This is a genomic window from Loktanella sp. F6476L, assembly GCF_023015725.1.
Taxonomy (GTDB): domain Bacteria; phylum Pseudomonadota; class Alphaproteobacteria; order Rhodobacterales; family Rhodobacteraceae; genus Yoonia.
Genome location: NZ_JALKAR010000006.1, coordinates 100,074 through 122,512, shown reverse-complemented (window position 1 = coordinate 122,512; position 22,439 = coordinate 100,074). Strand labels below are relative to the sequence as shown.

25 protein-coding genes and 1 tRNA gene are annotated in these 22,439 nt (G+C 55.0%); 11 read left to right on the top strand and 15 right to left on the bottom strand.

Features of this window, described 5'->3' with window-relative positions; genetic code table 11:
- The first annotated feature begins 42 nt into the window (after positions 1-42).
- From recA to MWU61_RS13245, 4 genes are all read left to right on the top strand, one after another.
- Positions 43-1,119 (top strand): recombinase RecA, encoded by a 1,077-nt coding sequence (gene recA, locus MWU61_RS13260; protein WP_281502111.1) that lies wholly within the window; start codon positions 43-45, stop codon positions 1,117-1,119.
- 120 nt (positions 1,120-1,239) lie between these two features.
- Positions 1,240-3,894 carry an alanine--tRNA ligase gene (gene alaS / locus MWU61_RS13255; protein ID WP_247128858.1) on the top strand — a complete coding sequence of 885 codons (2,655 nt, stop codon included), beginning with the start codon at positions 1,240-1,242 and terminating at the stop codon, positions 3,892-3,894.
- A complete protein-coding gene (locus MWU61_RS13250; protein WP_247128857.1) occupies positions 3,894-4,181 on the top strand; it encodes a DUF1330 domain-containing protein in 288 nt (95 codons plus the stop codon). Before alaS ends, MWU61_RS13250 begins: the two co-directional genes overlap by 1 nt.
- A 125-nt stretch (positions 4,182-4,306) precedes the next feature.
- Positions 4,307-4,948, top strand: a complete 642-nt coding sequence (locus tag MWU61_RS13245; RefSeq protein ID WP_247128856.1) for a hypothetical protein — start codon at positions 4,307-4,309, stop codon at positions 4,946-4,948.
- Positions 4,949-5,080: 132 nt separating this feature from the next.
- Here MWU61_RS13245 and typA read toward each other — a convergent pair whose 3' ends face one another.
- The 10 genes from typA to MWU61_RS13195 form a co-directional block, all read right to left on the bottom strand.
- Positions 5,081-6,901, bottom strand: coding sequence for a translational GTPase TypA (gene typA / locus MWU61_RS13240; RefSeq protein ID WP_247129009.1), 1,821 nt, complete (start codon positions 6,899-6,901; stop codon positions 5,081-5,083).
- 129 nt (positions 6,902-7,030) lie between these two features.
- Entirely contained in the window at positions 7,031-7,366 is a 336-nt protein-coding gene (locus tag MWU61_RS13235; protein WP_247128855.1) for an SMR family transporter, read from the bottom strand.
- A gap of 30 nt (positions 7,367-7,396) precedes the next feature.
- Positions 7,397-7,816: a response regulator gene (locus MWU61_RS13230; RefSeq protein WP_247128854.1), complete on the bottom strand. Its 420-nt coding sequence runs from the start codon at positions 7,814-7,816 to the stop codon at positions 7,397-7,399.
- Between the two features lie 212 nt (positions 7,817-8,028).
- Complete coding sequence (locus tag MWU61_RS13225) at positions 8,029-9,237, bottom strand: NADP-dependent isocitrate dehydrogenase (protein WP_247128853.1); 1,209 nt, start codon at positions 9,235-9,237, stop codon at positions 8,029-8,031.
- A gap of 94 nt (positions 9,238-9,331) precedes the next feature.
- Positions 9,332-10,045 (bottom strand): PEP-CTERM sorting domain-containing protein, encoded by a 714-nt coding sequence (locus MWU61_RS19870; RefSeq protein ID WP_247128852.1) that lies wholly within the window; start codon positions 10,043-10,045, stop codon positions 9,332-9,334.
- A 187-nt stretch (positions 10,046-10,232) separates the two neighbouring features.
- A complete protein-coding gene (locus MWU61_RS13215; protein WP_247128851.1) occupies positions 10,233-10,649 on the bottom strand; it encodes a hypothetical protein in 417 nt (138 codons plus the stop codon).
- Positions 10,646-11,131, bottom strand: coding sequence for an SRPBCC domain-containing protein (locus tag MWU61_RS13210; protein ID WP_247128850.1), 486 nt, complete (start codon positions 11,129-11,131; stop codon positions 10,646-10,648). Before MWU61_RS13210 ends, MWU61_RS13215 begins: the two co-directional genes overlap by 4 nt.
- Positions 11,124-11,462, bottom strand: coding sequence for a metalloregulator ArsR/SmtB family transcription factor (locus MWU61_RS13205; protein ID WP_247128849.1), 339 nt, complete (start codon positions 11,460-11,462; stop codon positions 11,124-11,126). The genes MWU61_RS13210 and MWU61_RS13205 overlap by 8 nt, the downstream gene beginning before the upstream one ends.
- Positions 11,463-11,575: 113 nt before the next feature.
- Positions 11,576-11,652, bottom strand: a tRNA-Ile gene (locus tag MWU61_RS13200).
- Positions 11,643-11,942 (bottom strand): hypothetical protein, encoded by a 300-nt coding sequence (locus MWU61_RS13195; RefSeq protein ID WP_247128848.1) that lies wholly within the window; start codon positions 11,940-11,942, stop codon positions 11,643-11,645. Before MWU61_RS13195 ends, MWU61_RS13200 begins: the two co-directional genes overlap by 10 nt.
- A 117-nt stretch (positions 11,943-12,059) precedes the next feature.
- Between MWU61_RS13195 and purM the strand changes: the two genes are divergently transcribed.
- The 5 genes from purM (at position 12,060) to MWU61_RS13170 (ending at position 16,177) form a co-directional block, all read left to right on the top strand.
- Positions 12,060-13,103 (top strand): phosphoribosylformylglycinamidine cyclo-ligase, encoded by a 1,044-nt coding sequence (purM, locus tag MWU61_RS13190; RefSeq protein ID WP_247128847.1) that lies wholly within the window; start codon positions 12,060-12,062, stop codon positions 13,101-13,103.
- On the top strand, positions 13,100-13,699 hold the full coding sequence (purN, locus tag MWU61_RS13185) for a phosphoribosylglycinamide formyltransferase (protein WP_247128846.1): 600 nt from the start codon (positions 13,100-13,102) through the stop codon (positions 13,697-13,699). The genes purM and purN overlap by 4 nt, the downstream gene beginning before the upstream one ends.
- An 86-nt stretch (positions 13,700-13,785) precedes the next feature.
- Entirely contained in the window at positions 13,786-14,943 is a 1,158-nt protein-coding gene (gene rnd, locus MWU61_RS13180) for a ribonuclease D (RefSeq protein WP_247128845.1), read from the top strand.
- Between the two features lie 61 nt (positions 14,944-15,004).
- A complete protein-coding gene (locus tag MWU61_RS13175) occupies positions 15,005-15,412 on the top strand; it encodes a SufE family protein (RefSeq protein WP_247128844.1) in 408 nt (135 codons plus the stop codon).
- 66 nt (positions 15,413-15,478) lie between these two features.
- Positions 15,479-16,177: a hypothetical protein gene (locus tag MWU61_RS13170; RefSeq protein WP_247128843.1), complete on the top strand. Its 699-nt coding sequence runs from the start codon at positions 15,479-15,481 to the stop codon at positions 16,175-16,177.
- Positions 16,178-16,194: 17 nt separating this feature from the next.
- Here the strand turns inward: MWU61_RS13170 and MWU61_RS13165 are convergent, their stop codons facing one another.
- Genes MWU61_RS13165 through MWU61_RS13155 form a run of 3 tightly spaced genes read right to left on the bottom strand, consistent with a single transcriptional unit; the run spans position 16,195 to position 17,725 of the window.
- Complete coding sequence (locus MWU61_RS13165; protein ID WP_247128842.1) at positions 16,195-16,809, bottom strand: DUF1638 domain-containing protein; 615 nt, start codon at positions 16,807-16,809, stop codon at positions 16,195-16,197.
- A complete protein-coding gene (locus MWU61_RS13160; RefSeq protein ID WP_247128841.1) occupies positions 16,806-16,964 on the bottom strand; it encodes a hypothetical protein in 159 nt (52 codons plus the stop codon). Before MWU61_RS13160 ends, MWU61_RS13165 begins: the two co-directional genes overlap by 4 nt.
- A 56-nt stretch (positions 16,965-17,020) precedes the next feature.
- The gene (locus MWU61_RS13155; protein WP_247128840.1) at positions 17,021-17,725 is read right to left on the bottom strand and encodes a B12-binding domain-containing protein; all 705 of its coding nucleotides are present in this window, start codon (positions 17,723-17,725) and stop codon (positions 17,021-17,023) included.
- 146 nt (positions 17,726-17,871) lie between these two features.
- Here MWU61_RS13155 and MWU61_RS13150 point away from each other — a divergent pair, with 146 nt between their 5' ends.
- Both MWU61_RS13150 and MWU61_RS13145 read left to right on the top strand, forming a co-directional pair.
- Positions 17,872-18,954 (top strand): PA0069 family radical SAM protein, encoded by a 1,083-nt coding sequence (locus MWU61_RS13150; protein ID WP_247128839.1) that lies wholly within the window; start codon positions 17,872-17,874, stop codon positions 18,952-18,954.
- A gap of 69 nt (positions 18,955-19,023) precedes the next feature.
- Positions 19,024-19,404, top strand: a complete 381-nt coding sequence (locus MWU61_RS13145; protein WP_247128838.1) for a VOC family protein — start codon at positions 19,024-19,026, stop codon at positions 19,402-19,404.
- A gap of 22 nt (positions 19,405-19,426) precedes the next feature.
- Here the strand turns inward: MWU61_RS13145 and bmt are convergent, their stop codons facing one another.
- Both bmt and MWU61_RS13135 read right to left on the bottom strand, forming a co-directional pair.
- The gene (gene bmt, locus MWU61_RS13140) at positions 19,427-20,443 is read right to left on the bottom strand and encodes a betaine--homocysteine S-methyltransferase (protein WP_247128837.1); all 1,017 of its coding nucleotides are present in this window, start codon (positions 20,441-20,443) and stop codon (positions 19,427-19,429) included.
- Positions 20,444-20,486: 43 nt separating this feature from the next.
- On the bottom strand, positions 20,487-22,304 hold the full coding sequence (locus MWU61_RS13135) for a phosphatidylglycerol lysyltransferase domain-containing protein (protein WP_247128836.1): 1,818 nt from the start codon (positions 22,302-22,304) through the stop codon (positions 20,487-20,489).
- Positions 22,305-22,439 lie beyond the last annotated feature (135 nt).

Genomic DNA, 22,439 nt, shown 5'->3' with positions numbered 1-22,439 from the left:
ATTGTAGCCCGACAGGGCCTATGGAATAAGGGCGTAATTGACATGGCAACGGCAGAACTTCTGAAAATGACTGATAAGAAAACAGCGGACAAACAAAAGGCGTTGGATAGCGCTTTGGCGCAGATCGAACGTCAGTTTGGTAAAGGGTCGATCATGACCCTTGGTGGCGGCAACCAGATGCCGGATATCGAAGCAACGTCCACAGGGTCGTTGGGTTTGGATATCGCGCTTGGCATTGGCGGTCTGCCGAAAGGTCGAATTGTTGAGATTTATGGACCGGAATCGTCAGGTAAGACGACCTTGACGCTGCACACCCTTGCGGAGGAGCAGAAAAAGGGTGGCGTTTGTGCCTTTGTCGACGCGGAACATGCGCTTGACCCAGGTTACGCGAAAAAGCTTGGCGTGAACCTAGATGAGCTGCTGATTTCGCAGCCTGACACAGGTGAGCAGGCGCTCGAGATTGTGGATACGCTGGTGCGGTCCGGTGCGGTCAGCCTTGTAGTTGTCGATTCGGTGGCGGCGTTGACGCCGAAATCCGAACTTGAAGGCGACATGGGTGACAGTTCTGTCGGTGTGCATGCGCGTTTGATGAGCCAAGCGATGCGGAAACTGACAGGGTCGATTAACCGTTCTGGCTGTATGGTGATCTTCATCAACCAAATCCGGATGAAAATCGGCGTTATGTTTGGCTCGCCTGAAACCACAACCGGTGGTAACGCGTTGAAATTCTACGCGTCTGTCCGTCTGGATATCCGCCGCATCGGTGCGATCAAGGACCGTGACGAGGTCGTGGGTAACGCGACCCGCGTGAAGGTTGTGAAGAACAAAGTCGCGCCGCCATTCAAACAGGTCGAGTTTGATATCATGTACGGTGAAGGCATTTCCAAGATGGGCGAATTGCTTGATCTGGGTGTGAAAGCTGGTGTTGTTGAAAAATCTGGTGCGTGGTTCTCTTATGGGGACGAACGGATCGGGCAGGGGCGTGAGAATTCAAAAACCTTCCTGCGCGAAAACAGCCACATCGCGATTGAAATCGAAGACAAGATTCGCGCCGCACATGGTCTGGATTTTGACGGCGACGACATGCCATCGGGTGATGACGACCTCGTCGAGATGTAAATCTTCCGAAAACTTAGCAAAGGGCGTCCCTGATGGGGCGCCCTTTTGCGTTGGCTGTGGACAGTTTGCGGGCCTGCGGGTATTTCACGTGACAACCTTATTTTCTTGCGAAAGACGCCCATGACCAGCCTGTCCGATATCCGCTCTACCTTCTTGGATTTTTACGCGCGTAATGGGCACGAAGTTGTGGCCTCTAGCCCGCTTGTTCCGCGCAATGATCCGACCCTGATGTTCACCAACTCTGGCATGGTTCAGTTTAAGAACCGCTTTACCGGTGTTGAACAGGGGCCGTACCAGCGTGCGACGACCAGCCAGAAATGTGTGCGCGCAGGCGGCAAACACAATGATCTTGATAACGTGGGTTACACGGCGCGGCATCATACCTTTTTCGAAATGCTGGGCAACTTCAGCTTTGGTGATTATTTCAAAAACGAAGCGATTCCATATGCTTGGGAATTGTTGACCAAGGATTTCGGGATCAACAAAGACAAGCTACTCGTGACTGTTTACCACACAGACGACGGAGCAGCGGACATCTGGAAAAAGGTTGGCGGGTTGTCCGATGACCGGATTATCCGCATTCCGACTGATGATAACTTTTGGCGGATGGGCCCGACTGGACCTTGTGGCCCGTGTACCGAGATTTTCTATGACCACGGCGATCACATCTGGGGTGGTCCTCCGGGATCAGCGGAAGAGGACGGCGACCGGTTCATCGAGATTTGGAACGTCGTGTTCATGCAGAACGAACAGCATGCTGACGGCGCAATGACGCCGCTGGACATGCAGTCGATTGATACGGGCATGGGCCTGGAACGGATCGGCGCGTTGCTGCAAGGCAAACACGACAACTACGACACCGATTTGATGCGCGCGTTGATCGAGGCGTCCGCGCAGGCCACGTCTGTTGATCCGGATGGTGATGGCAACACGCACCACCGCGTGATTGCGGACCATTTGCGGTCCACGTCGTTCCTGATTGCCGAGGGTGTTCTACCGTCAAACGAAGGCCGTGGTTACGTGCTGCGCCGGATCATGCGCCGTGCGATGCGTCATGCGCATCTGTTGGGTGCGAAAGATCCTGTCATGCACAAACTGGTGCCGGAGCTGGTCAAACAGATGGGCGCTGCATACCCTGAATTGGGCCAAGGTCAGCGGTTGATCGAAGAAACATTGTTGAATGAAGAAATCCGGTTCAAGACGACGTTGGATCGTGGTCTGAAACTGCTCGACGATGAAGTGTCCAGCCTGTCCGAAGGCGCTGATTTGCCCGGTGCGGCGGCGTTTAAACTGTATGACACCTACGGCTTCCCGCTCGACCTGACTCAAGACGCGTTGCGCGAAAAGGGGCTGGGTGTGGATACAGAAGGCTTTAATGCGGCGATGGCTGAGCAGAAGGCAAAGGCGCGTGCGGCATGGTCCGGCACGGGTGCGCAAGCTGACGCAAGTGTATGGTTTGATGTGGCGGACAGCCACGGCACGACTGATTTCTTGGGCTATGAGAACTTGTCTGCAGAAGGCCAGATCGTGGCGCTGATCGTGGATGGCGAGTCTGCTGATGCAGCGTCAGGTGACGTGCAAATCGCGTTGAACCAATCGCCATTCTACGCGGAATCCGGTGGTCAGGTTGGCGATGCTGGCATCATCAAGACCGAAACCGGCGTGGCCTCAATCACTGACACCAAAAAGGTGGCGGGCGTGTTCATTCACATCGGCACCGTGACAGAGGGCGAAGTCAAATCTGGACAGGCCGCTGTTTTGGCGGTGGATGCAGATCGCCGTGCCGCGATCCAAGCGAACCATTCTGCGACGCACCTGCTGAACGAAGCTTTGCGCAACGTTCTGGGCGATCACATCGCGCAGAAGGGATCGTTGAACGCGCCGGATCGTCTGCGGTTTGATTTCAGCCACAACAATGCTGTCAGCCTTGAAGACCTTGATAAAGTCGAACGTGAAGTGAACGCGATCATACGTCAGAACGGCGTGGTCGAGACGCGGATCATGACGCCTGACGATGCACGCGGCCTTGGGGCGCAGGCGCTGTTTGGCGAAAAATACGGCGATGAAGTGCGTGTTGTGTCGATGGGGCAACAAGATGGGTCTGGTAAGGGCACCGATGGTGCGACTTACAGTCTTGAACTGTGTGGCGGTACGCATGTGGACCGGCTTGGCGAAATCGGCGCGTTTGTAACCTTGGGCGAAAGTGCGTCCAGTGCCGGTGTTCGCCGGATCGAAGCGCTGACAGGGCAGGCCGCGTTAGATTATCTGCGGGCGCAGGATCAGCGGCTTGCGGCTGTTGCGAATGTACTGAAAGCACCTGCGGCGGATGTCGCGGATCGTGTGAAGGCGCTGATGGATGAACGCAAAGCGCTGGCCAATGAAGTGGCGCAGTTGCGTCGCGATGTAGCGATGGGTGGTGGCGGTGATGCTGCACCTGCCGATGCGCAGGTAAACGGCATGGGCTTTATCGGTCAGGTGATGCAGGGCATCACGGGCAAAGACCTGCCGGGGCTGGTTGATCAGATGAAAGATCGCATAGGAAGTGGCGTTGTGCTGTTGATCGCCGATACGGGCGGCAAAGCGGCTGTCGCGGCTGGTGTGACCAAAGACCTGACCGACAAAGTGTCGGCGGTAGACGTGCTGCGCGCGGCCGTGCCACTATTGGGCGGTAAAGGCGGCGGTGGCCGTCCTGATATGGCGCAGGGTGGCGGTGCATCTGCTGAAAATGCGGATGACGCGATTGCTGCTGCGAAAACTTACTTGGAGGGCCTGTGATGCCGACTGCACTATGGATTGCGCATGTGACCGTAACAGACGAAGCATCTTATGCCGAATATGCAAAACGGGCGACCGTGGCGATTGATGACTTTAAGGGTGAATTTCTAGCACGTGGCGGGAAGTTCGAACAGTTGGAAGGCCCAGAACGGTCCCGCAACGTGGTCGCACGTTTTCCCAGCCTGCAAGCGGCGCATGATTGCTACTATTCAGAGGCCTACCAACACGCGTTGAGCTTCGCCAAAGGGGCGAGCCAACGTGAGTTGAGTATTGTTGAAGAGATCTGACACCATCGACGGTGGGCAGCTTTGAAACGATTCTGCAGCTTGTGATTGTTGTCATGCTTGCGAAACCCTTATAGGGTCAATAGTCTCTTACTCATTCGTTAGAATTAGTAAGGGAGAGTTTTGATATGCCAAAATGGATTTGCTCTACTCCGTGGTGCGATACGTGGGTGTTCGCACCGAGCGTTCGACCAGTGCATGCTGTTGCACCGAATCCCAGCATGCAAGCCAGAGACCCATCCTGCCCGAAATGTCAGGTCCCCTTAGAGTATACTGAAGATGCGATTGTAGCCCCAATTGCGCCGGGAATTGCGCCGGGAAGCCAGGTCCATAAGATCGGAACCATACATGAGAAACTTGGAATTCTTGTCGGGCTGCACAACAACCTGATCCCAATCTATTGTGATTACCATCAACGTAAGCATGTATCGCACGGTTTATGGCCCGGTTCGGTTCCAACAAACAAACCTGTTTTTCTCCCAAACTTGTTTCATCAAGGCGAGCTCACTTTATGCAGCAAGTTAGCAACTTCTGTTCCGTGGGGAAGGTTTATCGGCAAACGAGGTGGTACGGATGTTATTTTCGATTGCGGCAGAACCGTTGTTGGTACCGACGGCGAACAAGAAATACTTGTTCAGGGTGGTGCGCAGATCGAAAAAGGTGAAACGATCATCACGTTTCATGCGTACCCCGTGGCGCGGAATGGATCTCAAGCCAGCACTTATAGAAGCTGTGAAAAAGATGATCGATTTTTGCCATTGGAGGTTTGACAACGAATCTAGCCTGTTTCGCGCAACCCTATTTCGTTAGGGTAGTTATTTCTGTGGCAATATATATCAGGCGAGTAAAGTCACATGCTCTGAAATCTAAAAAGCCGCGCAGTTAGCGCGGCTTTTTTGTTTTTATTCTGCTGAACGCGACTGGCGTTTGCGTTCGTGTGGATCGAGGTACCGTTTGCGCAACCGGATCGCGTTTGGTGTGACTTCGACCAATTCGTCGTCGTCGATGTACGCAATCGCTTGTTCCAGCGTCATGGTCACTGGTGTTGTCAAACGCACGGCTTCATCTGTCCCGGAGGCCCGTACGTTGGTCAGCTGTTTGCCCTTGAGCGGGTTCACTTCGAGGTCGTTTTCACGGCTGTGTTCGCCGATGATCATGCCTTGGTAAACCGCTTCTTGTGCGCCGATGAAGAACTTGCCGCGATCTTCGAGTTTCCACAGAGCGAAGGCCACTGATGTACCGTTTTCCATTGAGATCAGAACGCCCTGACGACGACCCTGGATTTTACCTTTGTAAGGTGCCCAGCCGTGGAACAGGCGGTTCAGGATGCCTGAGCCGCGTGTGTCAGTCAGGAATTCGCCATGGTAGCCGATCAGGCCGCGTGATGGCACGTGGGCCACAATACGCGTTTTGCCGACGCCGGCTGGTTTCATCTCGACCAATTCGCCTTTGCGCGGGCCAGTCAGTTTTTCAACAACAACGCCTGTGTATTCGTCATCAACGTCGATTGTTGCTTCTTCGATAGGCTCGTGACGTACGCCGTCGATGTCTTTGAAAATCACCTGCGGGCGCGAGATAGACAGCTCGAACCCCTCGCGGCGCATGTTTTCGATCAACACGCCCATTTGCAATTCGCCACGACCGGAGACTTCGAAAGCGTCGCCTTTTTCGGTGTCAGCGATTTTAATCGCCACGTTCACTTCGCATTCTTTTTCAAGACGGTTGCGGATGACGCGGGATTGCACGTGCTTGCCGTCACGACCAGCCAGCGGGCTGTCGTTGATGCCGAAGGTCACTGTGATGGTTGGCGGATCGATCGGCTGGGCAGGGATCGCTTCGTTGATTTCCGGATCACACAGGGTGTCGGCAACCGTCGCTTTGGTCATGCCAGCCACTGTGACGATGTCGCCCGCTTCGGCCACGTCGATTGGCTGCTGCATCAGGCCACGGAATGCGAGGATCTTAGACGCGCGGAATTGTTCGATTTTTGTGCCGTCACGGGACAGCGCCTTAACCGTGTCGCCAGCTTTCAATGTACCTGCTTCGACACGACCTGTCAGAATACGACCGATGAATGGGTCAGCGGACAGAGTTGTGGCGAGCATTTGGAATGGCTCGTCTTTGCGTGTGATCTGCTTTGGCATCGGGACGTGTTCAACGATCTGATCGAACAGCGCGTCAAGGTTTTCACGTGGTCCGTCAAGTTCTTGGTCACACCAGCCAGCACGACCAGAGGCGAACATTGTTGGGAAGTCGAGCTGGTCGTCGTCTGCATCAAGGTTGGCGAACAGGTCGAAGCAAAGATCAACCGCGTTGTCTGGGTCGCCGTCTGCTTTGTCGACTTTGTTCACAACAACGATTGGGCGCAGGCCAAGGGCCAGTGCTTTGGCAGTTACGAATTTCGTCTGTGGCATTGGGCCTTCAGCCGCATCAACCAGCAGAACAACGCCGTCAACCATGGACAGAATGCGTTCCACTTCGCCGCCGAAGTCGGCGTGGCCCGGCGTATCAACGATGTTGATCCGAGTGCCTTTCCATTCAACGGACGTACATTTCGCAAGAATCGTGATCCCGCGTTCGCGTTCGATGTCATTGCTGTCCATCGCCCGTTCAACGGTGGCTTCGTTGTCGCGGTAAACACCGGATTGTTTCAGAAGTTCGTCAACAAGTGTCGTCTTGCCGTGGTCAACGTGCGCGATAATCGCGATATTGCGGATATCCATATCATGGTCTTTCATCGGGAGTTCGGTGCCAAACAGCACGGATTTGACGCGCGGATACAGGGCATCGCGTCTAAAGGGAACCCCTTTAAAATGCAGGCGTGTTATGCGCCCACGGGTCCGCTGCGTTATTTAGTGCGTGCTGCTGTTCGAGAACAGGTGAATGACCAAAATGCCGGACAGGATCATGATGATGCCAAGAACGGCTGGCAGATCCAGTTTTTGGCCGAATACGGCATATCCAATCGCCGCGATCAAAACGATTCCGAGGCCGGACCAAACCGCGTAGAGAATGCCAACTGGCATCACCTTTAGCGCAAGTGACAACAAGTAGAACGCAGCCGCATAGCTGATGACACAGATCACTGATGGCAAAAGCCGTGTGAATTGTTGGCTGGATTGCAGCGCTGTTGTGCCGATTGTTTCGGCGGCAACTGCAAAGAAAAGGATGATGTAATGGTTTGGCATAGCCTGAACGCTAGCGACAGTTTTGCGGAGTTACAATCGGTCCAGGTTTGATTTTTCCGATGGTGCCAGAAGCTGCGTCAAGGCTTCGATAATTGCGCCTTCACGGGTCGGTTTTTCGATAACAGGAACGTCGGGAAAAGATGACCCGAATATGTCCCGATCAATCACACCCGTATGCCAAATGAACGGCGTGTTGTGTTTTTTCAGGACGTCGGCCACCGCATAGCTGTGCTTACCTTTGAGGTCCACATCCACGATCGCAGCGTCAAGCGAAGGATCGTCCGCCGCGTCGAGTGCAGCATTGAGCGACGCGGCAGGGCCAAGTAACGTGGCACCAGCCGCTTCAAGTTCCATCTTAAGATCAAGCGCCACGAAAATCTCATCTTCAATAATCAGGATGCGTTTCCCGATCAGGGTCTCTGAGGGCCGAATGTCTAAAGTGAATGTCATAATTTGGCTGGCTGCTTCAAAATTGGTGCGTGTGACCCTTGTTTGATCTATCGCGTCACACCCCAACGAAACTGAGACTGGATTTGTTCCATCTGGTGTGAAAAATTTACGAAGGTTTCTAGATTATGTGCGCACCGCACGGAGGGGCGCACAAAAAAGGGCCACGATACATTCCGTATCGTGGCCCTTTTTGCGTCAATTTTTGCGAACGCTTACATCGCCGCGTTCAGGTTCTGATCGATCTTCTCGAGGAACCCTTCGGTTGTCAGCCACGACTGATCAGGTCCGACCAGCAAAGCGAGGTCTTTGGTCATGTGACCGGATTCGACCGTATCGACGATGACTTTCTCTAGCGTCTCTGCGAAGTTCATAAGTTGCGTGTTTTCGTCCAGTTTGGCGCGGTGTTTCAGGCCACCAGTCCACGCGAAGATCGACGCGATAGAGTTGGTGGAGGTCGCTTTGCCTTCTTGGTGCTGACGGTAGTGGCGCGTGACAGTACCGTGGGCTGCTTCGGCTTCCATGATCTTGCCATCGGGTGTCAGGAGCGCGGATGTCATCAGGCCAAGTGACCCGAAGCCTTGGGCCACGGTATCGGACTGCACGTCGCCGTCGTAGTTTTTACAGGCCCAGACGAATTTACCGGACCATTTCATTGCGGATGCCACCATGTCGTCGATCAGGCGGTGCTGGTAATACAGACCTGCGTCTTCGAATTTCTGTGCAAATTCGGCGTCGTAGATTTCTTGGAAAAGGTCCTTAAAGCGACCGTCATACGCTTTCAGGATCGTGTTCTTTGTGGACAGGTAAACCGGCCAACCAACGTTCAGACCATAATTGAAAGACGCACGGGCAAAATCGCGGATCGAATCGTCGAGGTTATACATGCCCATCGCAACACCCGCGGATGGGGCGTCGAAGACTTCTTTTTCGATGACAGTGCCGTCTTCGCCAACGAATTTCATCGTCAGTTTGCCGGGGCCGGGCATTAAGAAGTCGGTCGCCTTGTACTGGTCACCAAACGCGTGGCGGCCAATGACGATCGGGTCAGTCCAACCGGGGACAAGACGCGGCACGTTTTTACAGATGATTGGCGCACGGAAGACAACGCCGCCAAGGATGTTGCGGATTGTGCCGTTTGGGCTGCGCCACATTTGCTTCAGGCCAAATTCTTCGACCCGCTGTTCGTCTGGTGTAATGGTCGCGCATTTCACGCCAACGCCATATTTCTTGATCGCTTCAGCCGCGTCGATAGTGATCTGGTCGTTCGTTTCGTCCCGGACTTCCATGCCCAGATCGTAATATTTCAGATCGATATCGAGGTAGGGCAAAATCAACTTCTGCTTGATAAAGTCCCACATGATGCGGGTCATCTCATCGCCGTCGAGTTCAACAACGGGGTTTTCTACCTTGATCTTGGACATAGGTCTCTCCGGTAAGGTGATGTGTTTGATCATGCCTTAGCGCAATTGGAACGCGAGGGAAAGAGTGTATACCGTGGTATGCTGAATGGATCGTTTATATTTCTGCTGATTTTTTAAGACCTTGGCGGCGCCGTCGCTGAAGGTATGCGCCTGCCGCAAGCGCAAGCCCGAGAAGCGCGCCTGATGCGGGTACTGGTACGGGGCTGGGGATCGGTCGGTCCGCGTTTGGCACGGATTGGCCTGCTGCGGGGGGAATCAGGTACGCCACGGTCTGCGGTGCTAAGCTGGCGCTGGTCGGCTCACCAAGTCCGCCCGGGATAAACGGGCGCAAACGCGACGATGTTGGCGTTCCGGTGTATTGGATAATGCGGGCGCGGTCGATGATCGGTTTCCAGAACCCGTCTGCTGTTCGTGGGCGCGACACCACAACTTCGCGGCGGCAGTGGTCAGCGTAGCGTGAATAATAGTCGTCCCACTCATCGTGAAAGCTGGCCAGAATCGGCTCTGTCCCCGTGATGTTAGACAATTCCCGCTTGGTCAGTGCGCGTGCGCATGGATCGGGTAGACAGGTACGGGGCAGGCGGGTCTTGCCCGAAAGCGAGAACGCAATCGCGGCACCGCCGTCTTCGTCATCGTCAAAATACACTGATGGAATGCAGCGATACCCGAGTGCGTCGATTTCCAAGATATCAGCAAGTTCGATGGGTCCGGCAATAGCGCGAGACGTGGGAAGCGCGCACAGCAACAGGCTGGCCGTTATGGCCAACAGCGCGTTCACCAGACGCAAAACCGTTGCTCGTTCACTCACGTCACAGACCTTTCAGGTCGCCTTATGCGTTGTGTTAGAACAGTTAACTGTGGCTTAACGATGGAATTTGGGTCTGATAACGCACTGAAATCACGTGTTTTGTGGCGATAATTGGGCAGCTATTGTGGGCCCGAAACCAAAGCCCGCACAGTGTTGCGGCTTTGGTTTGAATCGTGGGGTAGGTTGGTCAGTTCACGGCTTTGAAATAGTCCAGTTTCCAGTAGATCACCGAGAGGAAAATCAGGCTGATCACGTTCGGGATGAGTATCTGGGCAAGGCCGAGCTCTGCCTTGACCGTGACCAATGCGACGATCCCGTTCAGTACGAATAGCCCGATATAGATCGTGGCCCATTTCGGCCCCCAGTGCTTGCGCGTCCAAAGTGCGAATAGGAAGATCGCGGGGCCAATGAAATCGAAAAACAGAACAACACACAGCGCGACCGCGCCGAAGGCAAATGTTCCAAAGAAAGGCAGGCCATTTGCCATCAAGTTGGGCAGGTTCATGACGGACCCAATTGCCCATAAGGCCATGAAAACGGACAGAATTTTCAGAGCCAACGGGATGGGTTTCCAGCCCGTCGGGCGTTCTGATACGGCAGTCATGATGCTTGCACCAGAATCGCGCCAAGCTTGTCGATTGCCTGAACCCAGCCACCTTCGCCTGCAGTGCCCGCAGGGACGCCAACGTGGACCATCGTCATTGCCGTTTTCCCGTCATTGTCGCTGAGTTCGACGATTACTTCGGTGATATCAGGATGGCCGGGGGGCATGCCCATCGCTTCGGCAGGAATGATCGTTCCGTTCTCGTCGCACATGCTTTCAGTGTAGACGAGACGGGTCGGGCTGTTCACCTCTTTATAGACGCCCGTAAACCACATGGACATCGTGCGATCGGGCATTTGCATTTCCATGCAAATCTTGCGGGTCCCACCCACAACGACGTCCATTTCGGCCACGGGAATCGTCATACCGTTGGGTCCGTACCATTTCTGAAACATCGCGGGGTCGGTCCACATTTGCCAAACGGTCTCAATCGGTGCGTCAAATTCGCGTTGGATTTTCACCCAGTCTTGTTGATCACTCATCGGGGTTTTCCTTTATTGATTGAAGAATTTCGGCCATCGCGTCGAACCGTGCTTCCCAAATAGGGCGGTACTGGTCTGTCCAAGAGGCCACCGCTTGAAGCGGTCCGGTGTTTAGCGTGCAGGGGCGAAATTGCGCGTCGCGTCCGCGCGTGACCAGCCCTGCGGTTTCGAGAACGCGGATATGTTTGGAAATGGCAGGTAGGCTCATGTCGTAGGGCTCTGCCAAGGTGTTCACGGTCGCGGGGCCGCGTGCAAGTTGCGCCAGAATTGCGCGTCGGGTCGGATTGGCAAGGGCGGCGAATGCCGCATCAAGTTGATCAGGCGATGTCATCCCACCTTGATAAACTGTATGGTTAATTAATCAAGTGGTTTATTAATGGACGTGAAGATTTGCAGTCGCCTAAGGCGCGTCAGGTACATTCGTCCCAATAAGTTGGGGAAAGGTGGTAGGCCCGGCAGGACTTGAACCCGCAACCAAAGCGTTATGAGCGCTCTGCTCTAACCAGTTGAGCTACAGGCCCCCTGCAGCTTGAGGTATCAGACTCGCCCGATGCGTCAAGGTCGAAAAATCACTCTGGAGCGGGATGCTGAAAACTTGATGGAGGACGGCGATCATTTCCAGTTCTTCATCGGTGACGATGCTGGGTTCTCCGTCGAGATCGGCGAGCGCCACAATGTCAGCTGCTGTCTTGATTTCGATCACAGGTTCTTCTGTTTGGCCTGGCGCCGCGTGCGACGTGGCCGCCCAGAAAAACGGGATGAAAAATGCGGATGCATAGACGAAGCGGGCGAGGGGCTTGAGATGTGTCATGTGTGCATGAACACCTAAAGAGATGAATAGTTCCTTAACCGCGAAAAAAACCTTTCAAACATTTGCGCCGCACGCGTTGTTGGGCTATCGCAGCGTCAAATCCTTGGGGGACATGATATGACCGACAAAACTGGCCTGACTTATGCGGACGCGGGCGTCGATATCGACGCGGGCAATACATTGGTAGAGCGGATCAAACCTGCCGCGAAACGCACGAAGCGTAGCGGTGTGATGGCGGGTTTGGGCGGCTTTGGTGCTTTGTTCGATCTCAAGGATGCGGGTTACGTTGATCCGGTTCTGGTGGCTGCGACTGACGGTGTTGGCACCAAGCTGCGGATCGCGATTGATACGGGCAATGTGGACACGATCGGGATCGATCTGGTGGCCATGTGTGTCAATGATCTGGTCTGCCAAGGTGCTGAGCCTTTGTTCTTCCTTGATTATTTCGCGACAGGTAAGCTGGAACTGGATGCGGCTACACGGATCATCAACGGGATTGCTGCTGGTTGTGAAGCCTCTGGCTGTGCGTTGATCGGTGGTGAAACGGCGGAAATGCCGGGGATGTACCATGACGGTGATTTCGACCTTGCGGGCTTTGCAGTCGGTGCGATGGAACGCGGTCATGATTTGCCACGCGGTGTGGCTGAGGGTGATGTACTGCTTGGCCTCGCGTCTGACGGTGTTCATTCCAACGGCTATTCATTGGTGCGCCGTATCGTTGAGAAAAGCGGGTTGGCGTGGTCCGATGCCTGCCCTTGGGCGGATGGCACGCTGGGCGAGGCTTTGTTGGCCCCAACACGTCTTTACGTAAAATCGACGCTGGCGGCTGTGAAAGAGGGTTCCGTGCGCGGGTTGGCCCATATCACAGGTGGTGGTTTGACCGAGAACCTACCGCGTGTGTTGCCGGAAGGGTTGGGCGCGGACATTGATCTGGGTGCATGGGAACTGCCTGCTGTGTTCAAATGGCTGGCGGCGGAAGGCGGCATGGCTGAGGCCGAGTTGCTGAATACGTTCAATTCCGGTCTTGGCATGGTTGTGATTTGCCCGGCTGATCAGGTTGAAACTGCGAAGGCCACATTGACCGCAGCTGGTGAAACCGTGTCGCAGATCGGCACCGTGACAGCGGGCGAGGGCGTGCGATACACTGGATCGCTGCTGTGACAAAACGGGTCGCGATCCTGATTTCGGGGGGCGGCTCTAACATGGTGTCGCTGGCCCGCGCGATGACGGGTGACTATCCGGCGCGCCCTTGTTTGGTTCTGTCGAATGTGCCTGATGCGGGCGGTCTGGCCAAGGCTGCTGACATGGGGATTCCGACGGCTGTTGTAGATCACCGCAACTTCAAGGGTGATCGGCACTGGTTTGAAAATGAACTACAAATAGCGCTTGAGGCGGCTAATCCCGATATCATTTGTCTTGCCGGTTTTATGCGCATCCTGACGCCTGAATTCACGGCGCAGTGGGCGGGCAAGATGCTGAACATTCACCCGTCGCTCCTGCCGAAATACAAAGGGCTGCACACACATGCCCGCGCGTTAGAGGCAGGTGATACGGTGCATGGTTGTTCGGTGCATGAAGTGAACGGTGAACTCGACGGTGGCCAAGTGCTTGGTCAGGCGCGTGTGCCGGTATTCGCGGATGATACGCCGGACGATCTGGCGGCGCGGGTTTTACCGATGGAACATCAGCTTTATCCTGCTGTTTTGGAACGCTTTGCGCAGGGTGACCTTACGCCAATCCAACTTGGCGAGGCTTGACCTTTTCAACCCTTCCGTGATCGCCTATCATAAACCACCCAGACTTGGGCGGCATAAAAAGACGGACAAAAAAGAGAACAGCCCACATGAAGACAATCACGACGACTGACGATCTTGCGGCATTCTGTAAAGAGGCTGCAAAACGCGCCTATGTGACTGTCGATACGGAGTTTTTGCGCGAACGCACGTATTATTCAAAGCTGTGTTTGGTCCAGCTTGCCTATCAGGATGATGCAGGCAGTGACGCGGTTTTGGTTGACCCGTTGGCGGGTGATCTGTCACTTGCACCGCTTTACGATCTGTTCCGGGATCATGGTGTTGTGAAAGTATTCCACGCCGCGCGTCAGGATCTCGAAATTTTCTACGTCGACGAAGGTGTTATTCCGGAGCCGTTGTTTGACACCCAAGTGGCCGCGATGGTCTGCGGGTTTGGCGAACAAGTGGGTTACGAGACGCTTGTTCGTAAGATCGCCAAGTCTGATCTGGATAAATCGTCACGTTTCACCGACTGGTCGCGGCGTCCTTTGACGGATGCACAGGCGAAATATGCAGTCGCGGATGTGACGCATTTGCGGGACATTTACGAATTCCTGTCCGCACAATTAGCCAAATCAGGCCGTGCGAAATGGGTTCAGGAAGAACTTGGCGTGTTGCAGGACCCCGCGACATATGAGGCGCATCCGGATGATGCATGGAAACGTGTGAAAACGCGGAATAATTCGGGTCGGTTCCTTGGGATCGTGCGCGAACTTGCGCGGTTCCGTGAAGCCTATGCGCAGGAACGCAACATCCCGCGCAGCCGTGTTTATAAAGATGATGCTCTGGTTGAACTCGCATCGACGAAACCGCAATCGGAACAGGACCTTGGCCGGTCCCGCCTATTGCTGCGCGATGCCCGTAAGGGCGATATTGCACAGGGTATTCTGGCTGCTGTGAAAGCTGGCCTCGCGCTGCCGAATGATGAATTACCAAAGGCAGATACCAGCCGCACGAAGCTGCAGGTGAACCCTGCGATTGCGGATATGCTGCGCGTGTTGCTCAAGTCGAAATCCGAAGGCGAAGGTGTCGCACCGAAGCTGATTGCAACGTCATCGGACCTTGATGCTTTGGCGGCAGGGCAGCGCGACATGATCGCGTTGCGCGGCTGGCGTAAAGAAGTGTTCGGGAATGACGCTTTGTTGCTTTGCGAAGGCAAAATCGGCCTGAAAGTGGACGGTCAAAAAGTTGTGCCCGTGATGCTGTGATCCCAAGGCTGGACGTTTGCCCGTTCGGCCCCTAGATCAGAGTTATCAAGAGGAGCACACCATGGCGACCGAAGCCTTTGAAGAGATTGCAGAGACATTCGACTTTCTGGACGATTGGGAAGACCGCTATCGTCATGTAATCGACATGGGCCGCGCGATGCCTGCGATGGATGATGCGCTGAAAGTGCCCGCGACAAAGGTCGACGGTTGCGCGTCGCAGGTCTGGATTCAGCCGCGTATCGAAGATGGTCGGTTCTATTTTGACGGCGACAGCGATGCGATGATTGTTAAGGGGCTGATCGCAGTCCTGCAGGCGCTTTATACCGGTGTACCCGCCGCGGATGTCGCCGCTGTCGATGCGCATGCAGAGCTTGGCCGCCTCGGTTTGAACGATCACCTGTCGGCGCAAAGATCGAATGGTGTACGTGCAATGATTGAACGTATTCAAACGGTTGCGGCGTCAGCTTAAGGTCGCAAGTAGATAGTCGTTTCGATTACCGATCTTTACAGCGAACATTTTAGGCTGGAACACAATATGATTTTTGGTGCTATTGGCGCAGTTTTTGCGATGTTCCAGTCGCTTCTGGTTTTGCTAATCATATTGTTGGGGTTCTTCATCAATCGACGGATCGCAGGTTTTGCGCTTATTGGATATTTTGCGGTTCTCCTACTTCCTCCATTTACGAGTTGGGCATGGTACAGCGCGCGGCTAGCATGGAACGGTGGATTTCACGAGCGAGTCTTTGATGGTGTAAAGTACCGGGTAAAGTTAGATGAGGAAAACGGTTTTGACCTAGCCGGTACCCGTCACGCGTACCGGCGAAACCAGCTCCGGTTTTCGTATCGTGTGCCAGAGACACAGAGCATTGATTTCTGGTTGCAACAGATCGATGGCGATTCAATGCAACCGTCAGGATGTCCAGTCATTGGCTACCGCTACGGGTTGAACGAGGTATCAATCAGTTGTTCGATACGAGATGATCGGTCATTGTATTCTGATTATGTCTTCGAGACAGGAAAAGATGCACCGATCCAAGTTCAACTGGTATGTGACGACGCACGTGATTGGCAAAAAGATCAAATGCAGAATTGTAGTGCTTATTTCCAGATTGAACGTTTCTTCATTGGGGCGTGGCTATCACTCAATGATCCAAACGATTGGTCGATTATTGCAGCTGGCTTGTCTCAGATCATCGCCGAGCAATTTGTGATCGAGGATGCTCCCCGCGGGTAAGAGCGAGTGCTACTGCCTCAGATGCTGACGAGTGAGTTTTCGAGATCACCGTACCCCGTGAACCGACGTTCGAATGCTAGCCCCAAACGGGCCGCGCAATCTTTTGCTTTGGCTGTGAGTTCTGGATCGTCGATTTGCGCTTGGTAGACAAGTTTAGTGTAGTGCCCGAAGTACATGTCACGCAGGGTATCCGCTCGGTCGGGGTATTTCGCAAAGCCGAGCGGTTCCCAGACGAAAGCGTCAAATTGCCGAACAAGAAAATCGGTCAGGTAGAACGCTGTCATTTCCTCTTTTGCGGCAAAAGCTGCGTTGCCTTCAAAGAAGGAATAGCAATGGGGACCGTCGAGCATTTCGACGCCGAGCTCTGCACATGTGGCTTGCAGTAAGCCGCCGGTCCCGCAGTCCGCGTAAACCACAAAGATTTTGGTGTAGCTGTCCCGATATTTGCCCACGGCTTCGCGCACGGCGGGTTCAATTTTTTCGGGGTGGTTGTGGTAGATGGCGGGTAGGCATTGCAGATCAAGGTGATCCAGCCCGTTTGCTTCCGTGACCGCCAGAATTTCGCGGGCCAGCGCACCACAGGCGAGCAGAAGAACCCGCTCGCCGTTGTTAGAGGACGTTTTTGGTATCAAGGGACCCGCTGTCTTAGGATCATACGCAGACCGATCGCGCCGATAAGGACGATCGGGATCAGCGTAGATGATGGTGCGATGCTAATCGCAAAGGCCGTGATGGCACCTGCGACGAGCACGGTAAACAGAATGATTGCAAAGACAGTTGTTGGCATATCGTGTCCCCCCCAAAGGACACGTCAACTATGGCTAGGAACCGCCATGGTTGCAATCAAGTCCTTGCAGTACCTTGGTTATGTTTGCGCGCCACGAAGGTTTTTGCCGTTTCAACCGCAACAGCCGCATCACGACAGTAGGCGTCCGCACCGATGGCTTTGCCGAATTCTTCGTTCAGCGGCGCACCACCAACAAGGACGATGTAATCATCGCGGATGCCCTTTTCGACGAGCGTGTCGATAACGACCTTCATGTAAGGCATCGTGGTTGTCAGCAGGGCGGACATCCCGAGGATATCTGGCGATTCCGCTTCCAGCGCTTCCATGTAGGATTCAACGGCGTTGTTGATGCCAAGATCAATGACCTCGAAACCAGCACCTTCCATCATCATACCAACAAGGTTCTTACCGATGTCGTGAATGTCACCTTTGACGGTCCCGATGACCATTTTGCCAACTTGCGGCGCACCTGTTTCGGCCAGAAGTGGTTTCAGGATGAACATCCCGCCCTTCATCGCGTTCGCAGCCAGAAGAACTTCGGGCACAAACAGGATACCGTCGCGGAAATCGTGACCAACGATGGTCATACCGCCCACAAGGGCTTCGGTCAGGATGCGGTAAGGCGCCCAGCCACGTTCGAGAAGGATATTTACGCCTTCTTCGATTTCTTCTTTCATACCGTCGTAAAGGTCGTCGAACATCTGCGCGACAAGGTCTTCGTCGTTCAGTTCAGACAGGATGATATCGTCTTCGTCGGACATGATAAGGTCTCCGTGGCGTGTGGCATTTTGCCCTATGCATTTAGTAATGCGATAAGTCGTGAATTTCTATTGAACTTTTCGCGACATCATTATGAACAATCCCGACCTTTTCTTGTGCGTGTTCCGTATTTGTTCTAGTGAAGGTTATGGCAGAGCATCCCGTCCAACCCAAACACCGGACGCCCGGTAGGGCAGCGCTATCGAATCCTGATAATCGGTTTGATCGTTTGACGGATGAAGCGGTTGATGACGGCTGGGCGCGTGACGATGAATTGCCGGTGCTGCGGACTGTCGTCACGGATGAGGTCCCGCGTCGCGTGATTACCCGCAATACGTCGCCTGATCTGTCATTTGATCGGTCGATCAATCCTTACCGTGGGTGCGAACACGGGTGCATTTATTGTTTCGCCCGCCCGAGCCACGCTTACCTTGGGATGTCCGCTGGTCTGGATTTTGAAACGCAGCTTGTGGCGCGTCCTGATGCGCCGCAGGTCTTGGCGCGCGAATTGTCGAAGGCGTCCTATGTGCCGGACACAATCGCGATTGGTACGAACACAGATCCTTATCAACCGATAGAGCGTGATCGGCAGATCATGCGCGAGGTGTTGAAGGTGCTGTCGGCATTTAATCATCCGGTAGCGATTGTCACTAAGGGCACCCTGATTGAGCGCGACATTGATATTCTGGCGCCGATGGCAGCGAAGGGCCTGTTGCGGGTCGGGATTTCGGTGACGACTCTTGATAACGCGACATCGCGGGCAATGGAGCCGCGGGTGCCGTTGCCCGCAGTGCGATTGCGCACAATCCGGCGGCTGACGGATGCGGGGATACCTGTGCGGGCGATGGTGTCGCCCGTTGTACCTGCGCTGACGGATCATGAACTGGAAAGGATCGTCACGGCCTGCGCAGAGGCTGGTGCGGTCGCTGCGTCGTCGATTGTTCTGCGCTTGCCACGTGAGGTCGCAGGATTGTTCAGCGACTGGGTGACGGAAACCTATCCTGATCGTGCCAATCGCATCATGTCCCGCGTGCGTGAACTGCATGGCGGGAAAGATTACGATCCCACATTTGGGACACGCATGAACGGGCAGGGCGAATGGGCCGCTTTGATGAAGCAACGATTCCGATTGATCACGCGCAAGCTCGGGCTTGATCGCGACCTCCCAAAGCTGCGCAGTGACTTGTTTGCCGTGCCACCCAAGGTCGGGGATCAGATGAATTTGTTCTGACGTCGGTTTTTTCTGCTATCACTTTGTGAGGCTCCGGAAGCATTGGGCCAGCGATCAAGGGAACAACGCATGATTGATCATATTAGTTTCGGTGTCACCGACTTTGCGCGGTCCGTGGCCTTCTATGATCGCGCTTTTGCGCCTCTGGGTGTGACGCGATTGTTCACCGTTCCGCCTGAACACACCGATGGGGTGCAGGTGACAGGATATGGCGACACGGCCCCGTGGTTCTGGATCGCCGAGGAAAACGCGACCAGTGGTACGCTGCATATCGCGCTGCGTGCGTCGGATCGGGCGTGCGTGGATGCGTTTTACGCGGCGGCCTTGGCAGCGGGCGGATCAGATAACGGCCCCCCCGGACTGAGACCGCATTATCATGATGCGTATTATGGTGCGTTTGTGCGTGATCCGGACGGGCACAACATCGAAGCTGTGTGCCACAATCCGTAAGTTTTATGCGATGGGGCGGGGATTAAGCCCGACGCCGTCCGCGACGTGCAGCGCGCACTGGGCCCGCGCCGTCTGTGCCATCGGATTCGGAAGAGAACCCACCAAGTGCGGCAGAGATCGCTTCGAGTGATGGCGTTTCGCCTTTTGGCCGCGTTTCCAGTGCTTCGCGCATGCTGCGCAGGTGCTCTGGCGTTGTCCCGCAACAGCCACCAATGATCTTTGCGCCACAATCGCGCGCCAGAGTGGCGTAATCGGCCATCAGTTCTGGTGTGCCGTCATAATGGATATGACCGTCGTGGAATTTCGGAATGCCAGCGTTGCCTTTAGCGATCAGCGGGAAGGGCGCGTTGATCGACAACCCAAGGATCGTCCGCAGAAGATCGGACGCGCCGACGCCGCAGTTTGCACCAAAGGCCAGCGGTGCGTTTTCCAGCTTACCCACCATTTTGGTCATCGCGGAAGATGTGATGCCCATCATTGTGCGACCGGCGGTGTCAAAGCTCATCGTGCCACACCACGGCATATCGGCCATGGCGAATGCCTCTGACGCGGCTTTGTATTCTTCGGCAGCACTGATTGTTTCGACCCACAGCAAGTCCGCGCCGCCCGCTTTCAGGCCTTCGGCCTGTGCGTGGAACATCTCGACCGCCAATTCGTGGGTCAAAGTGCCGCCCATATCTTTCATGATGTCGCCTGTCGGGCCAACGGACCCCGCAACGATCACTTTACGATCCATCGCATCTGCTACGTCGCGGCCCAATTCCGCGCCGACTTTATTTAGCTCAAACACGCGGTCTTGCGCATTATGCAGTTTCAGCCGTGACGCATTGCCCCCGAACGTATTGGTTAGGAAGATGTCAGAACCGGCATGTGCCGCCCCTTCATACAGGGCCTTGATCCGGTCAGGGTGATCGACGTTCCAGAATTCTGGTGGGTCACCCGCTTCGAGACCCATATTGAACAGGTTTGTCCCCGTTGCGCCATCGGCCAAAAGCCAGTCACGTTCGGACAAGAGTGTCGCAAATGCGGTATTCGTCATGGGGAGATGCCTTTTTGGTCAGCCGTGCGCCTGCACGACGGGATCAGGGACGGATGTCACGGGGATCGGCTTGGTTCAAATGAAAAATTTCACTGATCATTATGAGGGATTTAACAGTTCGCGAAAGACGCCCAAATGTACGTGGCAGGGGGCGCTGAACGTGCCAGACGACATGTGCTATGGAGATGATCCATTGCAGCCGTGTCGGTGCCACATGATACAACGGACGCCACGTGGGTGCAAAGCTTTGTTTGAACTGAACCAGACCTGCCTTTGCGGACCGAAATTTCAGTTGATGTTTGCAGACCGTATCGGCGGTGGGGACCGCGCCAAGCGACAGCATTTTTGCTCCGCTTGTCTTGGCGTCTGCAATGACCGCGGCATAGGCCGCATGAATGGCCCCGTTTGGCATGTCAGGTAAGTGTCGGATGACGTCGATTGACCATGTTTTCTGGCGCGTTTGAACGGTGATGAACCCGCATAGCTTTGGACCATCCCAAATGAGATAGACGCGTTGCTGCCCAATGTAGTCAGGGCAATAGCGGCCCATTGAATAGCCTAACTCACCGCCATGATGCTGCGCCCACGTTTTCGCGATCTGCGCCATATCACGCGTAGGCAAGGGGCCTTGGGCTGGGATGATCTGCACGCCTGCCTTCGTGGCTTGGGCGATTTTGCGGCGTAACTGGCGCATTTTTGATCCTTCAGCAGTCCATGTTTGGGGAGCGATCACTGCGTCGTCGGCAATCCGCCGGACAGCCCAACCGCGTTGTTTGGCCTGTGCTGCGAGTTGGCTGTCGGCTTTGTAGAGAGCGCGAAAGCCTCCGACCTTGGACAGCCAAACGGTTAGGTCGGCGTTGCGCCCTGATGGTTCGATGGCCACCGTACCCAATAGGTGTTTGCGAATGACCCAATCTTTGGCACCGACTTGTTTCAGTTGTGCCCCTTGGCGGCAAAGATCGCTGATTGGGGCGTCGGTCGTGTCTATGCTGTGATTGCGGTTCAGATGCACAGCGGCAAGGTATGCGCCAGCCGCGATGGCGGGGATGAGATAGTAAACCACGCGAAAGGCGAGGATCGCGGCCAGCGCGTCCGCTTCAGCGATTGTCGGAATGAACGCCAGCAAGCAGAGGTCGAAAGCGCCAAGCCCGCCGGGTGCATTGGAAATCAGACCTGCGCCGAGCGCGACGACGTAGGCGGCCACAATCGGGGCGAGCAGGCTTAGTGACGCGTCGGGAACCAAGGCCCATAGCGCCAAGCCTGCAAACCCCATATCAAGTGCCGAAAGCTTCAGCAGCCGACCCGCGTCTTTGCGGTACATCGCAAGCTTTGCGGTGAAACAGGCGGCAAGAAACGGCGCCAAAGCCGCGCAGATGGTGATCCCCCACAGCACAGGCATTAACGGCAGAATGCCGATCCAGACTGCGGCACCGAATCCCAAGACAGCCCAGCAGGTTAGGAAGGAAAGGCTCACGCCCACGGTGATTGCGGTTGTTGTCTTGAATCCAAGCCCGGGCAGCAGATGCCAGCGGACGAACGCGCTGGTTACTGTTCCCGCGCCAATTGTCTGGCCGATTGCGATGGCTGCCATGCCGGTGCGGCGGGCTTTGGCGTCGGGAACGTCGGTGCCGAAACGTTTGTGCCAAACGGCGTCGTAGCGGCCCACGGCCATAAAACTGCACAGTGTCGCAGTAGATGCCAAACCCCATTGCCACGGAGCGATGGCATGAAATGTTGCCAGCAAGTCTTCCGTTGGGATAGCGGCGATCTGCCGCCATAAGATCGCGCCACATATGGCCATCACAGCCAGCGCCAAGACGCTTTTCGCCGCCCGCTTGGATGAAATGAATGGTGTTTGCATATGTCGCCCCGAACCGCTGTTGTCGCGGTTCAGAGGTAAATGTGGGTCGTTAATGGGGCATGAAAAATGGCGCTGCCCATGCGGGGCAACGCCATTGTTTGTTCATCGTATTTAATCAGAAGTTGAAAAGACTTT

Bases quoted from the DNA above. Each gene is read 5' to 3' on its own strand.
- recA (WP_281502111.1), top strand. From the start codon at position 43: ATGGCAACGGCAGAACTTCTGAAAATGACTGATAAGAAAACAGCGGAC.
- alaS (WP_247128858.1), top strand. From the start codon at position 1,240: ATGACCAGCCTGTCCGATATCCGCTCTACCTTCTTGGATTTTTACGCG.
- MWU61_RS13250 (WP_247128857.1), top strand. From the start codon at position 3,894: ATGCCGACTGCACTATGGATTGCGCATGTGACCGTAACAGACGAAGCA.
- MWU61_RS13245 (WP_247128856.1), top strand. From the start codon at position 4,307: ATGCCAAAATGGATTTGCTCTACTCCGTGGTGCGATACGTGGGTGTTC.
- typA (WP_247129009.1), bottom strand. From the start codon at position 6,901: ATGGATATCCGCAATATCGCGATTATCGCGCACGTTGACCACGGCAAG.
- MWU61_RS13235 (WP_247128855.1), bottom strand. From the start codon at position 7,366: ATGCCAAACCATTACATCATCCTTTTCTTTGCAGTTGCCGCCGAAACA.
- MWU61_RS13230 (WP_247128854.1), bottom strand. From the start codon at position 7,816: ATGACATTCACTTTAGACATTCGGCCCTCAGAGACCCTGATCGGGAAA.
- MWU61_RS13225 (WP_247128853.1), bottom strand. From the start codon at position 9,237: ATGTCCAAGATCAAGGTAGAAAACCCCGTTGTTGAACTCGACGGCGAT.
- MWU61_RS13215 (WP_247128851.1), bottom strand. From the start codon at position 10,649: ATGACTGCCGTATCAGAACGCCCGACGGGCTGGAAACCCATCCCGTTG.
- MWU61_RS13210 (WP_247128850.1), bottom strand. From the start codon at position 11,131: ATGAGTGATCAACAAGACTGGGTGAAAATCCAACGCGAATTTGACGCA.
- MWU61_RS13205 (WP_247128849.1), bottom strand. From the start codon at position 11,462: ATGACATCGCCTGATCAACTTGATGCGGCATTCGCCGCCCTTGCCAAT.
- MWU61_RS13195 (WP_247128848.1), bottom strand. From the start codon at position 11,942: ATGACACATCTCAAGCCCCTCGCCCGCTTCGTCTATGCATCCGCATTT.
- purM (WP_247128847.1), top strand. From the start codon at position 12,060: ATGACCGACAAAACTGGCCTGACTTATGCGGACGCGGGCGTCGATATC.
- rnd (WP_247128845.1), top strand. From the start codon at position 13,786: ATGAAGACAATCACGACGACTGACGATCTTGCGGCATTCTGTAAAGAG.
- MWU61_RS13175 (WP_247128844.1), top strand. From the start codon at position 15,005: ATGGCGACCGAAGCCTTTGAAGAGATTGCAGAGACATTCGACTTTCTG.
- MWU61_RS13170 (WP_247128843.1), top strand. From the start codon at position 15,479: ATGATTTTTGGTGCTATTGGCGCAGTTTTTGCGATGTTCCAGTCGCTT.
- MWU61_RS13160 (WP_247128841.1), bottom strand. From the start codon at position 16,964: ATGCCAACAACTGTCTTTGCAATCATTCTGTTTACCGTGCTCGTCGCA.
- MWU61_RS13155 (WP_247128840.1), bottom strand. From the start codon at position 17,725: ATGTCCGACGAAGACGATATCATCCTGTCTGAACTGAACGACGAAGAC.
- MWU61_RS13150 (WP_247128839.1), top strand. From the start codon at position 17,872: ATGGCAGAGCATCCCGTCCAACCCAAACACCGGACGCCCGGTAGGGCA.
- MWU61_RS13145 (WP_247128838.1), top strand. From the start codon at position 19,024: ATGATTGATCATATTAGTTTCGGTGTCACCGACTTTGCGCGGTCCGTG.
- bmt (WP_247128837.1), bottom strand. From the start codon at position 20,443: ATGACGAATACCGCATTTGCGACACTCTTGTCCGAACGTGACTGGCTT.
- MWU61_RS13135 (WP_247128836.1), bottom strand. From the start codon at position 22,304: ATGCAAACACCATTCATTTCATCCAAGCGGGCGGCGAAAAGCGTCTTG.